Origin of the sequence: Flavipsychrobacter sp. (assembly GCA_041392855.1) — a bacterium.
Lineage (GTDB): Bacteria > Bacteroidota > Bacteroidia > Chitinophagales > Chitinophagaceae > UBA5543.
In genome coordinates, this window is the sequence record JAWKLD010000001.1 from 1,229,159 (window position 1) to 1,244,930 (window position 15,772).

Sequence of the window (15,772 nt, forward strand, 5' to 3'; positions counted from 1 at the left end):
ATTACAAACCAAGCGATATAAGACTTATAAAAAACTAAAATTCACACCAAGCATCCAATTTGCCCCTGGCATTGGCCTGCCATTTACTACCATGTAGTCGGTATTCCAAATATTATTGTAATAAGCGATAAGCTTCAAGGCATGATCTTTTATTTCGGTATCGAACACAAGTTGCAGATTACCAATAACATAGGACTCTAAAGCAAAAGACTGGTCGGTAGTGATGTACCTAACCCCTGTGTACACATGATTGTAATTCACATAGAACATCTTCCATGTAAACCCAATATTTGCCTGACCGGTATATCTTGGTGTATAGGGTATCTGTTTTCCTATGCTGCCATCATTGGGCTGATAACTGCTTACCGTTGTAGCTAAGGTATAAGCACCATTAAACTTCAGATGCAATTTTAGCTTTCTGATAGGTATCAACAGCTTATTCTCCGTTTCTATACCCCTGCTATGTACTGAGGCTATATTGTGCGGCGTCCAAATAGCACCACCAAACCATAATATCCAATCATCTATCTGCCTGTTGAAAACCGAAAATCCATGTTGTAGCTTTAGCTTTTCTACTTGCGCAGTTACATTATAGCCTACACTCTGTGTCCATCCTTGCTCGGGTTTTAGCTTTTCGTTGCCCCCGGGCACATAATACAGTTCATTCAGCGTAGGCACTCTATAAGTACGCTGCACATTAGCACCAAGACTCAACCATTTCAGAGGAGCATAAGAGGCACTAATGCCCGGTAGCAAAAAGCTGTTATTGTTCACCGCTTCGCCTCTGAGGTTTGCAGCAAGCTCTATATTCCCCTTCCTGTTATTAAAAGCATAGGCAGCAGCAAGGGCTACTCTATTTTGTGTCTTGGTATCATTACGCTGTACACGTTGCATCCATAGCATATGCACTGGTGCAAATAACTTAAAATGATGTTGCCCTTTATAAGATTTGGCAATACCAACTTCTGCAAAAACCTGATTTGTAATGTTTTTACTATTTAGAAGAACCACTGTATCCTGATAATGCATATAGTCTCTTATATAAGAGAGCTTGGCATATACGGGCAACTTTCCATCCTTTCCCCAATCCAGCAAAAGACGTACAGATTCATCACGTTGATTCTTTACCGAGAATGCTTCAAATAATGCAGGAGGTATCTCTCTATAATACTGCTGATACCAAACCTTTAAGCCTAGCTTTTGTTGTGCATTTATTTTATACCCTAACTGAAATAGACCAACACCACTTCTCAAGCCCGCATTATCCATTCTTAGGTCTTGCCCTGCTTTCGTATATGGAAAGTTATTTTGTGCCGACTGACTGAACAACTTCAAACTCAACACAAGTTTCTTTGTAGCCAAAGAAGTACTTAACCCTATCCTATATTGCTGAAAACTCCCTACAACAGCAGATGCTGACTGCTCGCTATGTGCTTCTTCCTGAAACCTAGGTAGATCATTTTCTACCAATAACGCCCCTCCAACATTACCACTACCCCATAATGCGGACGAACTACCTAAAACTACGTTTACTTTATCCATCAAAGAAACAGGCAGCAAAGACACATCTGCAATACCTAATGCCGCATTCTGTATAGGTACCCCATTCCAGAAAACCTGAGACTGAGCAGCTGAAGAACCACGAAAATTAACTGTGGCTAAGTTGTTGACCCCGTATGACTTAACAAACACAGGAACTTGTTGCGACAACAAATTACCCATGTCCTGAAACTGGTAAGCAGATAGCGTTAATTTATCTATTGTGAACTTCTTCTGACCAGGCGAGAATTTATTTACACGGTCGTCATTAGACAATTTTGCCTTATCAATTATGTCTACTCCTTTTAAAGTATCAGCTAAGTTTTGAGCCTTAGTTGTATGTAGCGCAGACAAACAAATGAAGAAAAGAGCTACTTTCAGGCAACTCTTAAAAGACGTAAACTGGTAGATAATATGTTGCTTAGTTTTCAAAATAGAACTGACCCGGACCTATACCCACATCAAAGCTACTCTTTTTTGTACCATCTTCACGATAGACAGATACAGAACCTTTTTGAACAAAACCTTTAGGGTCGCCAATGTAGACATCGTCATTAGTAGGATCTACTCCCAGCGCCCAGTAGTATTGAAACTGTGCAGCAGCTACGAATGGTGTAGTAGGAATTTTATCATCGTAAATACCCATGGTATACACACCATTATACTGCGTACTTCCATTATAGTCTACCTCAATAAAATAGAACTTATCTCGAGACTGATTGAACGCTATACGCATAGGCTCAGCCAGTGGAGGAAAACTATACGACTTCATGATCTGGCTACTTAATGTTTCAATACGAGTCAAAGTAGCCCATATTTTTTTAGGGGCATTACCTGCCAACACCCATATCTTACCATCTCTATCTATACTAATATCATGAGGTGCTTTGCCAGCTATGGGTATGGCCTTTACTATTTTATCGGTATTAATATCAATGGCGTAAATATTATTAGCATTCGTATCCCAACAGCATACATATAATAGACCATTGACCAATATCATACCCTCGGGGTTTTTATAGGGCATTGTTATCTCCCCTACAACCGACAAAGTTTGAGGGTTGATAATATGAACCTTATCACTAAAAATAGAAGAGACATAGGCTTTGGTAGAAGAAGCGCTTACTATATACCGTGGCTTAGACACATTTATCTCCCCCACCTTTTTCCTGTCTGACAAGTTGAGTACTACAATTTTATCAGAATTGTTGACACATAAAAACAAACGTTTATCAATACGTGTCATGCTTTGAAAAACATCGCCAAGCAGCTCGCTATTGGCTTGTTTGTAAACATCATTGTACACTAAATTCTGACCGGGAGTATATAGATGCAAAGAGCTATTACCATTGCCCAAAGTACCTTCGCATACCACAAAGACATTGCGCTGTGTACTGCCTGTTGGGGGTTGTGTGGATGGCGTTGTCCTTACGGTATCCTTTTCACATGCAGCAAAAAGAAAAGCGAATAAAACAAACAGCCTTACAACTTGGTAATTTTTTCTACCCATTGGTCACCTTTTTTACTTTTCAATATAATATTATAGATGCCTGGACTATATGAGGTAAGATTTATCTGATTACGCGCTTCTTTCAATACTCCTTTCTCCAACACCTTCCCTGCAACATCTAATATGATAAAGTTAGCCCCATCTAGCTGATTATCCGAAGCAGTAATCGAAATCATACCATTAGTAGGGTTAGGATAAATATGATATTGCTTTGCGGTGACGGAAGCGATAGCATTAGGAAATACTCCTGCCATATTCATTACCCCTACACCATCCAGATCAAAGCCACCACTGGCAAAAGCCGTTGGGTAAGGATCATTTATAACATTTCCATCCTTGTCTTTAGAGCCATTAGCCCCTATATCTCCTATAACATCTACAATACGTACATGTGTGATACTATTCACATCCAGTCCTGCGGTTCCTACCAGTTCTTGCAAATCGAAGGGCGTACCCCAACCTGTCATATACTTTCCTGCCAGATTATTGATCTTTCTAGCATTCATATAAACTCCTGAGCCCGGCACTTGTGGCGCTCCCGTATTGGAAGATGCAGGAAAGCGGGTATAATTAATACCATCTGAACTCACTTCTACAAAAGCCAACTCTAAGAAGGCCTCTTCAGGGTCATTGGGGTTGCTGAAGCCATTTTCAAAAACTGCAAAATCAGCTCCTGGACCATTGTAAATAGGACTACTGAACGTAAGTACAGCCACACCACTATCTCCAAGACTCACAATAAAATTATCGGCATTCCCCACTGCATAGCTAGGATCTCCCAAAGTCACCTTGCCTTTTGCTTTATCGGCAATATCCATATATCCTCGCTCTATAGTACAACTCTTTGCCCAGCCAACTATTGAGTTATCACTATTCTGAATAGCAGTACTACCCGAAACTGTAGCCTGAGGTGCATATTGTGCATGCACCTCAGATATAATTAACAAGAAGGATAATATTAATACAACACTTTTCATAGCGCTTATTGTTTTACAAATCTAACTACTGCATTTTGATTTTCGCCAACCAATTGCAATAGATACATACCTGAAGTTAAACTTGAAGTATTGATCGTAGTTAAGCTACCTGTTACCGAATACTGCGCTATTACCTTACCAGAAATAGAGATAACATTTACTCTTTTTACAGAGTTGTTCTGCAACTGTATATTTAGTTTATCTACAGCAGGGTTAGGATATATTTTAGCTACAATTGGCTGAGCTATGGTAGCTACAGAAACGGTTTCATCTGTTGTAAAGTTATCCATGCAGAAAAAAGCAGGCGTATTCATTCCCCATTGACCAACATCGCTAGAAGTCACTTTAAACTCCAAACTATCAACATTACCCAACGATTGTAAATCAACCCACTCCCACGTTTTTAGAATATAGTCTTTGGTACTATCTGCAAAACGAAAATCTGCTAAATAGAAATCAACGCTATCAGCCTTTTTACTACCGTTTGCATATCCATATACAGTTAGTTTGAACCAATCAGGATGACTACCTTTTATTGTACCTGAGTCACCAAACTTTCTAGCAAATGCATCTCCATCGCGCATACTATTGTACGCATAGGTGGTATTGGTAGCATAAAACCCTTTTACAGGCTTGCCTACTGCAGCACCCTTTAGATACACCTTATTAGTACCTCCACTAGCTACTAAATATTGATTGCTACCATTATAACCCTTTGCTGCCTTTGCAGAGAAAGAATTAGTATAACCACTGGTCATACTATCGGTCATATTAGAATAAACAAATCCTTTTCTTAGTCCTTTGTAACCTGCGGTATCGTAATTGGTAGGAAAATGTGCCAAACCATCATCAAACCCAACGTCATTTCCAGGGTTGCTGTAGTTTACATAAAAAGTATCCGTACCTACTAATGTTAAGGTATCGAATGTGGCTACTGTTTGTGCTTGAGTAGCTGTTGCGCCTAAAACTAAGGCTGTTGCGATTGTAAAAATTCTGCGCATAATAAATTGTTTAAACAATTAAAAAATGTACGCAGCTACGGAAATGTCAGATGAGAAGAAGTAAATGCTATAATAAAAGCCTCGACCTATTCTTACTGTGCTTTTTTTCCCGAAAGCAGCGATAAGTAAAATGTACTAAGGCAGGTCTTCTGACTTACTTCTCTCTTTTGCAGCCTTCCCATTCCATACGGAACAGTGGCATAAGATTGCAAAAGGTTTTAAATGAAGCTTACAGCATCGGGTAATGTTTAGGATTTTCACCTAATTCCCTTTTCATTCCTACAAGTAGGAAACCTTTGTGCGGCAAATGTATAAAAGTTCGAGAAGAAAAAAATAAAAAGTTATCCTTGTTCGGATAAAATACGTTGACGCTGTGCTTCATAAAGAACCATACCCGTTGCTACAGATACATTTAGCGAATCAAAAGCTTTAGCCATTGGGATATTTATCAGCACATCAGCTCTACGGAGCACATCTTTACTGATGCCCTTATCCTCCGCACCCATTACCACACAAGAAGGAATGGTCATATCAGCATCATACACAGGCACACTACCCTTCATTTGTGTTCCTAATATGCTTATTCCGTTCAGCTTAAGTATATCTACTGCTTGTGGCACAGACGGCACACGGCATAGCATAATTTTATTCAACGCACCTGCAGATGTTTTTATAGCCTCTTCGGTAAGCGAAGCGGATGATGAAGTAGGCAATATAAGTCCTTGAACACCACAACATAATGCAGTACGAGCAATAGCACCTACATTACGAACATCAGTAACCCCGTCTAACAATACGAACAGAGGATTTTCACCTTGCTCAACTACATGAGATATGGCAGATTGTAAATCAACATATTCCAAAAGACTCGTCCATGCTACTACCCCTTGGTGCTGTGCCTTTGTAAGTCTATTCAACTTTTCAATAGGTACTTGACTGATAGGGATATTACGCTCATTAGCCAGTTGTTTTATCTTACTTATCTCTTCACCTGTGGCAGAGCGAAGAATAAACAACTTTTCTATTGTAGTACCACTTTCCAATGCTTCCAACATTGGCTTACGTCCTATTAGTATGGGTAGCGAAGCACCTTTCTTCATGCTGCAAAGTTAATTCTAATTAGCAGTATTATTGCTTTTGCGCTCATCTTCATTTTCAGTAGTCTCATATTCAGCTAAACATTGAGGACAGAGACAATCTGAAAAATTAGCTTTCAGTTCCTGTAATGAGGCTGTTGATAATTGATATTGCTCGCACCAGCAACCATTGCTATTGGGATGACAACCAAAAGCAGCACCACATTTTGAACATTTTTTACTAGCCATAAGTACAAAAAAAGCCACTTTATAAAGTGGCCTTATTAGTTAATATTATTGCTTATTACCCCATATTGTGGAATACACGTTGAACGTCGTCGTCTTGCTCAACACGTTCTATGAGTTTGAACACATCTTCTGACTGTTCATCTGTAACTTCTACTGTATTTAGTGGTAGCCACTCCAGCTCCGCCGATTTCACCTCAATGCCTTTTTCCTCTAGCGCTTTCTGCATATTACCAAAATCGTTGAACTCGCAACGAAGCACAAGGTTACCCTCACTATCTTCTCCCATTTCTTCTAGTCCTGCATCTATTAATTCTAGTTCCAACTCTTCTTGATCCACACCTTCAGCAGCCATTTTAAAAACACCTAAGTGCTTGAACATAAAACCAACTGAACCGCTATTGCCTAGTGTACCACCACCTTTGTTAAAGTGAGAACGTACATTGGCAACCGTACGTGTAGTATTATCTGTTGCAGTTTCTACCAATATTGCAATACCATGAGGTGCATATCCTTCGTACAACACCTCGTCATAGTTGCTTGTATCTTTACCTAAAGCATTCTTAATAGCGCCTTCAATACGGTCTTTCGGCATATTTACCGACTTAGCATTCTGCATCACACGACGAAGAGCCGGATTGGTATCAGGGTCTGGACCACCTGCTTTTACAGCTATGGCTATCTCTTTACCTATTCTTGTGAATTGCTTCGCCATACGGTCATAGCGAGCAAACATTTTAGACTTACGAACTTCAAATATTCTTCCCATATTTTATGGTATTATTACTTTTTCAGGGCTTAAAAATAGGAATTGTTTTTGGGATGTTGGTCCTTATTTCCATTATCGTTTTACATACACCACATTCTTTTCTAAAAAATGCTCTTCTGGAAAAATGTCGTATACATCCCAAACCGTTGGCTTTAACCCCGACTCCTTAAACTCTTGCTTTAAGTCGCCCCCTTTGAGACATATTAGGCCATTAGGTAGGTCTTCACTTTTCTGCCCCTCTTTTATCAATTTACCTACCCAGCTCCACAATTTACCTAAAGGCGCCACCGCACGAGAAACTGCATAGTCAAACTGCTTATTTTTTACATCTTCTGCTCTTCCATGTATAGCCGTTACATTTTTAAGCCCTATAGCTGCAGCCACTTCATTTACCACCTTTATTTTCTTGCCAATACTATCAACCAGCAAAAACTCTACATTAGGAAAATATATAGCCAAAGGTATGCCCGGAAAACCACCTCCCGTACCTACATCTATAACACTGGCTCCATCATCAAAATGACAAACCGCAGCTATGGATAAAGAGTGCAGTACATGACGCTCATAGAGCTGATCTATATCCTTTCTAGAAATAACGTTGATCTTATCATTCCATTCGGCATATAGCTCCTTCAACTGCCCAAATTGTTTCAGCTGTTCCTCCGTAAAGTCGGCAAAATATTTTGTGATTATTTCCACGTCTGTTTAGTTTTCCAAATAATGTATGGCGAAAAGACAAAATTATATAAAGCCCAGCCAAAATCAGTTGGTATGATGTTTTTTATTATAGCCTGCTCCTCTAATTTATTAGCAGCATAGCTCCAAAACACCCAATAGGCAATACACCTAGCCCCCATTACTATATAAGCAACATTTCTATATGGGGTAAATAACAATGCGATGAATAATAGCCACATCAGCCCATGAGTAATACCATACAGCCCCAAAAGTAATTTAGACCTATTATTGTAAAGCTTACCTGTAGAAAAATGGCGTTGCTTTTGGTGCTTCCAATCGGCATAATGCTCTTTAGGAGTAGATACAGTATGAGCCTCCTTTGCGTATACTACCTTTACATTATCCTTTTCTCCTGCAAGCTGAACAAGCATATCGTCGTCACCCGATGCTGTTTTATTCCATTTGGGCGACTGCTGTGCCTTTAATAGAACCGACTTGGTGCAGGCTATATTTCGGCCCACTCCCATATAGGGCATACCAAGTATTGCATAGCTGCTATATTGTACAAAAGTGTGTAAGGTTTCCCATCTTATAAAAGCATTCAACCATCCTTTAACAGAACGATACTTACCATATCCCAGAACTATATCCTTCTGCTCTGCTACTATAGGAGCAACCATATAGCTAAGCCAAGATTCACTTAAAGGTTCACAATCGGCATCCGTCATTAATAGCACATCATGTTGTGCAGCTGCAACACCTCTACTTAAAGCATATTTTTTGCCAGGTTTATCACGGTTGTCGGCATCTGTTATGGTAACAATGTTTAGTAAGTGATACTGCTCTTTCAGCGCTTGTAATACCTCTTGGGTATCATCAACAGAGGCATCGTTAACAACAATTACTTCAAATAGCGAATTACCGACATCATTCTTATATCTTTGCGCCAATATTTTAGGTAGATACCTGCGTAGGTTATCGGCCTCATTTTTAGCACAGATAATAATGGAAACAGGAACAGCTGCTGTCGTAATGGGTTTATTAGCTGGCAAAGAAAAAAAATGAGCGAAAATACTCAAAAGATAACCTAACTGAATAAGGACTCCTATTAGAAAAACAATGAATATTATCTCTGCAAGCATTGCTGCAAAGAAACATAAAGAATTGAACATACTAGTACCTTAACATGGTATTGGCTAATGATTTTAGAACTTTAGTGCCGAATGAATTTTGATATTAAAGCAAAAGACGCCAACTCAAAAGCGAGAGCAGGAACCATAACTACCGGTCATGGGGAGATACAGACCCCTATATTTATGCCAGTAGGTACGGTAGGTAGTGTGAAAGGTGTTGCTCAAGATGTGCTTAAAAAAGAGATCAATGCCGACATCATACTCGGCAATACCTACCATTTATATTTGCGCCCGGGCACTGATATTATTGAGCAGGCGGGCGGTTTGCATAAGTTCAATGGCTGGGACAGACCTATCCTTACTGACAGCGGAGGGTATCAAGTATTCTCCTTATCCAACAACCGTAAGCTAAAAGAGGAAGGGGCGGTTTTTCAATCGCATATAGATGGTTCAAAGCATTTATTTACTCCTGAAAATGTAATAGACATTCAAAGGAGCATAGGTGCTGATATTATTATGGCCTTCGATGAGTGCCCTCCCTACCCTTCAGACTATAGCTATGCTAAAAAGTCGATGGAGCTAACCCACAGGTGGCTAGCTCGTTGTGTAAAGCAGATGAGCGAAACCGAGCCTAAATATGGCTATGAGCAATCATTATTCCCTATTATACAAGGCAGCACGTTTAAAGACCTCCGTAAGGAATCTTCTGAATTCATTGCAGGCATGGACTGTGATGGTAATGCCATAGGAGGTTTATCAGTTGGAGAACCTGAAGAGATGATGTATGAAATGTGTGCTTGGTGCTGTGAACACTTGCCGGAAGAAAAACCAAGATACTTAATGGGTGTAGGCACACCATGGAATATATTGGAAAACATATCGCTTGGTGTAGATATGTTTGACTGTGTGATGCCAACACGCAATGGAAGAAATGGCATGCTGTTTACCTCAAAAGGTGTTATAAATATCAAGAACAAGAAGTGGGAAAAAGACTTCACACCTATTGATGATGGTATAGACTGCCCGACTAGTAATTTTTACACCAAAGCTTACGTTCGACATTTATTTGCGGCAAAAGAGATACTAGGATTACAGATCGCTAGTATCCACAACTTGGCCTTCTACCTGCATTTGGTAAGACAAGCAAGAGAACATATTTTACAAGGAGATTTCAACTCGTGGAAAAAAGAACAAATAGACATATTAAAACAACGTTTATAACCGTTATCTAGAGCATGCCCATACTGGACAAGTATATTATTAAAAAGTTCATATCTACTTTCTTCTTTGCGATATTGATACTCGCGGTTATCGCTTGTGTTATAGACTATTCAGAAAAGGTAGAATCTTTTGTAAGCAGAAATGCCCCTGCAATGGAGATATTGAACTACTATAAAAACTTTGTCCCACACATTACAGCGCTGCTCTTTCCATTATTCATATTTATAGCTACCATATTTTTCACCTCTAAGCTGGCATATAAATCCGAGATCATAGCCATATTAGCAGGAGGCATCTCTTTTCCTAGATTTTTAAGACCATATATTATTGGAGCTGTCTTCTTATGTAGTATTTCTTTGATAGCCAACCACTGGATAGTACCTGCTGCTAACAAACAACGACTAGCTTTTGAGAATAAATATATTAATCATGAAGCCATAGCTTCTGGAGATAACGTACACTTAAGGCTGACCAACAACCTATATGTCTATGTACAGAGCTACAACTACCAAGCTAACATAGGGTACAGATTTACTGCTGAAACGATAGAAGGCACGTTACTGAAAGAGAAAATAATGTCGGAGCGCATTAGTTACGACTCTGCAAAAAACAACTGGAAACTTTATGATGTAACCGTACGTATCAATGACGGCATCAACGAAAAACTAGAATTCTACCCTGAGCTTGAAAAGGAATACCCTTTTAAACCATTGGACCTAGACGAAGATGATGCCATAAAAGAAGCATTGACCACTCCTCAACTCAATAAGTTTATAGAAAGAGAAAAGCTTAGAGGTAGAGAAACATTAAACTTCTTCTATGTAGAAAAATACAGAAGAACCTCTCAACCTTTTGCGGCACTTATCCTTACCATAATAGGTGTGTGTATAGCTAGTAGAAAGATACGTGGAGGTAGTGGACTGCACCTGGCATTGGGTATCGCTATTAGTGCAGTATATATATTAGCCATGCAACTTACCAATACCTATGCCACTAAATCTATACTAGACCCTATAGTAGCGGTTTGGATACCGAACTTTATATTTGGCTTACTAGCTATATACTTATATAGAAGGCAAATAAGGTAGTAGCTAGACGGTTGTTTCTATACCTTTATAATGAACTATAACCTCATCTAGTATGGCTTCCAGTTCGTCATAGTCGTCGGTAGTTACCAGTCTAGTACGGAATTCTTTTACATGAGGTAGCCCTTTCAGGTAGTTGGCATAATGCCTACGCATTTCCAATAACCCTAAACGATCACCTTTCCATTCTACAGAACCTCTTAAATGTTTTCTACAAGCTGCAATTCGCTCCTCAAGTGTTGGTGGAGGTAAGGTCTCTCCAGTAGCTAAATAGTGTTTCACTTCTCTAAATATCCAAGGGTAGCCTATAGCAGCCCTACCTATCATCACACCATCTACACCATATCTATTTTTATACTCCAGAGCCTTTTGAGGACTATCAATATCACCATTCCCGAATATAGGCATGGTAATACGTGGGTTTTCTTTCACTTTAGCGATCAAACGCCAATCAGCCTCACCTTTATACATTTGCACCCTTGTTCTACCATGTATCGATAGCGCTTCCACACCTATATCTTGTAGCCTTTCGGCTACTTCTTCTATATTTTTAGAGCTATCGTCCCAGCCCAAACGGGTTTTAACAGTAACGGGTAAAGAGGTTGATTTGATAACAGCCTTGGTAAGGCGCACCATCAGATCAATATCCTTAAGCACCCCTGCACCGGCACCTTTACACACGACTTTTTTCACAGGGCAACCGTAGTTGATATCTACCAGATCAGGATTGGTCGTATCAACAATACTTGCGGCCATTGCCATAGCTTCCTCGTCCCCACCAAATATCTGGATACCAATAGGTCGTTCATAATCGAAGATGTCCAGCTTCTGCCTGCTTTTTATAGCATCTCGTATCAACCCCTCAGAAGATATAAACTCTGTATACATCAGATCCGCACCATTTTCCTTACATACCGCCCTGAACGGAGGATCACTAACATCTTCCATTGGGGCTAGCAACAAAGGAAATTCACCTAACTCTATATCTCTGATCTTGACCATAAAAGATTGCAAATTTACGAAGTTGTCTCCATATCTACGCTTTATAGTTATTAATCCTTTCTACTATGTAATAATGCACTAACTTTGTCACCCTTATTTCTAAACATCAGCAAAGGTTGTGGGAAAAAATCTAGACAAGTTATCATTTGCAGGATTATTAGTTGCACTTGGCATTATCTATGGAGATATAGGAACCTCTCCTTTATATGTAATGAATGCCATTTGCAATGGTAAAGAAATTAGCGAGCTATTGATATATGGTAGCCTGTCTTGCATTATATGGACACTTACTTTGCAAACAACGGTAAAGTACGTGCTACTTACCTTAAGAGCTGACAATAAAGGAGAAGGAGGCACATTTGCACTTTTTGCACAGGTGCGGAGACATGGCAAATGGGCTGTTTTTGCAGCTATGGTGGGTGGTGCAACGCTATTGGCCGATGGGATGATAGCCCCTCCTATATCTGTAACCTCAGCTATAGAAGGCTTACAAAACATACCATCGCTAGGTGATATTTCAGACAAAACGATCATTACTATTGTTATAGTAATACTTTCGGGGTTATTCTTCTTTCAACAGTTTGGTACAGCATATATAGGACGCTCTTTTGGCCCTGTAATGACCATATGGTTCAGCATGCTGGCTGTGTTGGGATTGATGCATATCAGCAACGACTGGAGCATATTCAAATCCTTCAACCCATACTATGCCATTAAGTTATTGACCATGTACCCTGAAGGATTTTGGCTACTGGGTGCTGTCTTCCTTTGTACAACAGGTGCTGAAGCACTTTACTCTGACCTTGGACACTGCGGCAAGATCAACATTCGTATGTCTTGGATATTTGTAAAGGCGTGTTTAATACTGAACTATCTTGGACAAGGAGCATGGCTACTGCAACAAAAGGGACAAGTATGGTCCTCAGCTACAGGTAACCCTTTCTTTAATTTAATGCCAGACTGGTTTGTTGTTATCGGTATCATTATCGCAACCTTTGCAGCCATTATTGCCAGCCAAGCAATGATATCAGGATCTTTCACACTAATAAGCGAGGGCATAAAGCTGAATGTATGGCCTAAAATGAAGATCAACTACCCTACTATAGAACGTGGGCAATCTTTTATACCGGGCATCAACCTACTTCTATACATCGGCTGTATCACAATAGTGCTCATCTTCCAAAAATCTGCAAAGATGGAAGCAGCATACGGTCTTGCTATTACGCTGTGTATGATGATGACCTCAACGCTTTTCTCTTACTACATGTATGTTAAGCGATATCCTAAGGTTTGGATCATTGCCTATCTAATGGTTTTCCCTACTATTGAGATGTCCTTCCTTATTGCCAATTTGGAGAAATTCCCTCATGGTGGTTATGTAGCATTAATAGTTGCAGGCATATTATTTACAGTAATGTTTGTGTGGTATAAGGCGCGCAGAATCAAAAACCGTTATGTAGAATTTGTGGAATTGGAAAGTTATGTATCTACACTACAGGAGATCAGTAATGATAAAAGCATTCCTAAATACGCAACACACTTAGTTTACCTAACCAGTGCCAACAACCCTAAGGAAATAGAACACAAGATCATGTATTCTATTGTGCAGCGGAAACCCAAAAGGGCTGATATTTACTGGTTTGTACACGTAGATGTATTGGACGATCCTTATACCATGGAATATCAGGTACAAACAATCGTTCCTAACGAGATCATACGTATAGACTTCAGGCTAGGTTTTAGGGTAGAACATAAAATACAGCTTATGTTCAAAAAGGTAGTAGAAGGAATGATGCAGAATAAAGAGGTGAACGTTTTTAGCCGTTACGAATCATTGAGCAGAAAGAATGTACAAGGAGATTTCCGATTTATCGTTATTGAGAAATTCTTATCCAGAGATAATGATCTGCCGTTAATTGAAAGATTGATCATGCGAGGCTACTTCATCTTGAAGCGTTTCAGCTTGTCGGAAGAACGTGCATTTGGCTTAGACACGTCGGACGTTACAACAGAAAAGTACCCTATGTATGTATCTGCAGTATCTGACTTCAAGCTAAAAAGACTGGAAGACATCAATATACTACACTAAAGCCCCAACCCTATCTCATCATGTTGTCGTGGTATCTCTACGTCTAAAAAACCTTTTCTTATCAATCTGTTCTTAAAGGCTATTTGATTCTCGTACTCACCATGTACGAGGAACACCTTTTTCACCTGTTGAGGATCTTGACAAGATAGCCATTGAGACAAGTCGTCATAGTCAGCATGTGCACTCATGCTTTCAATAACACCTACTTCTGCCTTTACAGCATGTTGTATACCATATATGGTCACATGCTCTTCTCCGCGCCTAAGCCTAGCACCCAAAGAGTGCGGTTCGCAATACCCTACAATTAGAATTGTATTGTCGGCATCGCCTATACTATTGAGTATATGATGCTTTACTCTACCAGCCTCTGCCATACCTGATGCTGAAATAATAACACAAGGCTCATCATTATAATTCAACCTTTTGGACTCGTCCACATTTTCAATAAAATGCAGCCCCTTGAAATCGAAGACGTCATCATCTTTTTCCAATAGTGCTCTTACATGGCTATTAAAGCATTCAGGGTGTCTTTTGATAATATTAGTAGCTTCAACAGACAATGGACTGTCAACATAATACTTGAGGTTAGGCAATCGTCGTTCTAGCTCCAACCTATTGAGCATATACAATAGCTCCTGTGTCCTACCCACACTAAATGCAGGGATAATGAGCTTCCCCTTTTTCTTAAGGCAAGTATGTTCTATATGATGTAATAGATCGTCCGTTGCAGGAGCTACAAGGTCATGCAACTTATTACCATAGGTCGACTCCATGATGATATAGTCTGCTTGAGGAAAATCTTGTGGTGAACGAAGTATCATATCTCTATATCTACCTATATCTCCACTAAAGGCTAAGCGAACCTCTGTACCATTTTCCTTTAGCTTTAGGTTAACTGCAGCACTACCTAATATGTGCCCACAGTCTGTATACAAAAGCTCAATGCCTTCTTCTATTTTATATGGTGTATCATAATCAATGGTATGTATCAGGTCAAAAACCTCCAAAACATCTGCCTCAGTATATAAAGGCTCTACCTTTTCTCGTCCTTGCCTATCTCTTATTTTATTGATATGTCTTACATCAGCTTCTTGTATATAAGCAGAATCTCGGAGCAAAATTTGCAACAACCCAAGAGTTGCCGTAGTACAGTATATAACACCCTTATACCCTTCTTTAACCAAACGTGGTAAAAGTCCTATGTGGTCAATATGCGCATGAGAAATAATAACATGATCGATCTCCAGAGGGTCAAAACCCCATTCACTATTCAGCGTAAGGGTTTCTTTACCCATACCTTGAAAAAGACCACAGTCCAGTAATATTTTTCTTTTAGGATTATTTAGATGTACTATGTGTTTTGAACCAGTAACCGTGCGTGCTGCTCCGTGAAAAGAAATCTTCATGAATACTCAATTATATGCTTGTACTAAAGTACATAATATA

General features: G+C 39.6%; 14 protein-coding genes and 1 riboswitch. Of the genes, 3 read left to right on the forward strand and 11 right to left on the reverse strand.

Translation table 11 applies throughout. The annotated features are described in order from the left end of the window. Positions 1 to 24: 24 nt before the first annotated feature. The 9 genes from R2800_05800 to R2800_05840 form a co-directional block, all read right to left on the reverse strand. Positions 25 to 1,971, reverse strand: a complete 1,947-nt coding sequence (locus tag R2800_05800; protein ID MEZ5016547.1) for a TonB-dependent receptor — start codon at positions 1,969 to 1,971, stop codon at positions 25 to 27. Beyond that, positions 1,961 to 3,049, reverse strand: a complete 1,089-nt coding sequence (locus R2800_05805; protein ID MEZ5016548.1) for a hypothetical protein — start codon at positions 3,047 to 3,049, stop codon at positions 1,961 to 1,963. Before R2800_05805 ends, R2800_05800 begins: the two co-directional genes overlap by 11 nt. Beyond that, positions 3,022 to 4,026: a T9SS type A sorting domain-containing protein gene (locus tag R2800_05810; GenBank protein ID MEZ5016549.1), complete on the reverse strand. Its 1,005-nt coding sequence runs from the start codon at positions 4,024 to 4,026 to the stop codon at positions 3,022 to 3,024. The genes R2800_05805 and R2800_05810 overlap by 28 nt, the downstream gene beginning before the upstream one ends. Before the next feature lie 5 nt (positions 4,027 to 4,031). Then, entirely contained in the window at positions 4,032 to 5,027 is a 996-nt protein-coding gene (locus tag R2800_05815; GenBank protein ID MEZ5016550.1) for a DUF4465 domain-containing protein, read from the reverse strand. Positions 5,028 to 5,148: 121 nt separating this feature from the next. Further along, positions 5,149 to 5,340, reverse strand: a riboswitch (cobalamin riboswitch). A gap of 28 nt (positions 5,341 to 5,368) precedes the next feature. Beyond that, positions 5,369 to 6,127: a 23S rRNA (guanosine(2251)-2'-O)-methyltransferase RlmB gene (gene rlmB / locus R2800_05820; protein ID MEZ5016551.1), complete on the reverse strand. Its 759-nt coding sequence runs from the start codon at positions 6,125 to 6,127 to the stop codon at positions 5,369 to 5,371. Between the two features lie 15 nt (positions 6,128 to 6,142). Then, positions 6,143 to 6,352 carry a cysteine-rich CWC family protein gene (locus tag R2800_05825; protein ID MEZ5016552.1) on the reverse strand — a complete coding sequence of 70 codons (210 nt, stop codon included), beginning with the start codon at positions 6,350 to 6,352 and terminating at the stop codon, positions 6,143 to 6,145. A gap of 55 nt (positions 6,353 to 6,407) precedes the next feature. Beyond that, positions 6,408 to 7,118: a YebC/PmpR family DNA-binding transcriptional regulator gene (locus tag R2800_05830; GenBank protein MEZ5016553.1), complete on the reverse strand. Its 711-nt coding sequence runs from the start codon at positions 7,116 to 7,118 to the stop codon at positions 6,408 to 6,410. Positions 7,119 to 7,190: 72 nt separating this feature from the next. Continuing rightward, positions 7,191 to 7,817, reverse strand: a complete 627-nt coding sequence (rsmG, locus tag R2800_05835; protein MEZ5016554.1) for a 16S rRNA (guanine(527)-N(7))-methyltransferase RsmG — start codon at positions 7,815 to 7,817, stop codon at positions 7,191 to 7,193. After that, positions 7,808 to 8,968 carry a glycosyltransferase gene (locus tag R2800_05840; GenBank protein ID MEZ5016555.1) on the reverse strand — a complete coding sequence of 387 codons (1,161 nt, stop codon included), beginning with the start codon at positions 8,966 to 8,968 and terminating at the stop codon, positions 7,808 to 7,810. Before R2800_05840 ends, rsmG begins: the two co-directional genes overlap by 10 nt. A gap of 51 nt (positions 8,969 to 9,019) precedes the next feature. Between R2800_05840 and tgt the strand changes: the two genes are divergently transcribed. Both tgt and R2800_05850 read left to right on the forward strand, forming a co-directional pair. Further along, positions 9,020 to 10,150 (forward strand): tRNA guanosine(34) transglycosylase Tgt, encoded by a 1,131-nt coding sequence (tgt, locus tag R2800_05845; protein ID MEZ5016556.1) that lies wholly within the window; start codon positions 9,020 to 9,022, stop codon positions 10,148 to 10,150. 14 nt (positions 10,151 to 10,164) lie between these two features. Next, complete coding sequence (locus R2800_05850) at positions 10,165 to 11,238, forward strand: LptF/LptG family permease (GenBank protein ID MEZ5016557.1); 1,074 nt, start codon at positions 10,165 to 10,167, stop codon at positions 11,236 to 11,238. Positions 11,239 to 11,241: 3 nt separating this feature from the next. On the opposite strand, the gene dusB is transcribed toward R2800_05850, so the two are convergent. Continuing rightward, positions 11,242 to 12,237 carry a tRNA dihydrouridine synthase DusB gene (gene dusB, locus R2800_05855; protein ID MEZ5016558.1) on the reverse strand — a complete coding sequence of 332 codons (996 nt, stop codon included), beginning with the start codon at positions 12,235 to 12,237 and terminating at the stop codon, positions 11,242 to 11,244. A gap of 118 nt (positions 12,238 to 12,355) precedes the next feature. Here dusB and R2800_05860 point away from each other — a divergent pair, with 118 nt between their 5' ends. Beyond that, positions 12,356 to 14,326 (forward strand): KUP/HAK/KT family potassium transporter, encoded by a 1,971-nt coding sequence (locus R2800_05860; GenBank protein MEZ5016559.1) that lies wholly within the window; start codon positions 12,356 to 12,358, stop codon positions 14,324 to 14,326. On the opposite strand, the gene R2800_05865 is transcribed toward R2800_05860, so the two are convergent. After that, positions 14,323 to 15,732, reverse strand: coding sequence for an MBL fold metallo-hydrolase (locus R2800_05865; protein ID MEZ5016560.1), 1,410 nt, complete (start codon positions 15,730 to 15,732; stop codon positions 14,323 to 14,325). The two genes, R2800_05860 and R2800_05865, sit on opposite strands and share 4 nt — an antisense overlap. Positions 15,733 to 15,772 lie beyond the last annotated feature (40 nt).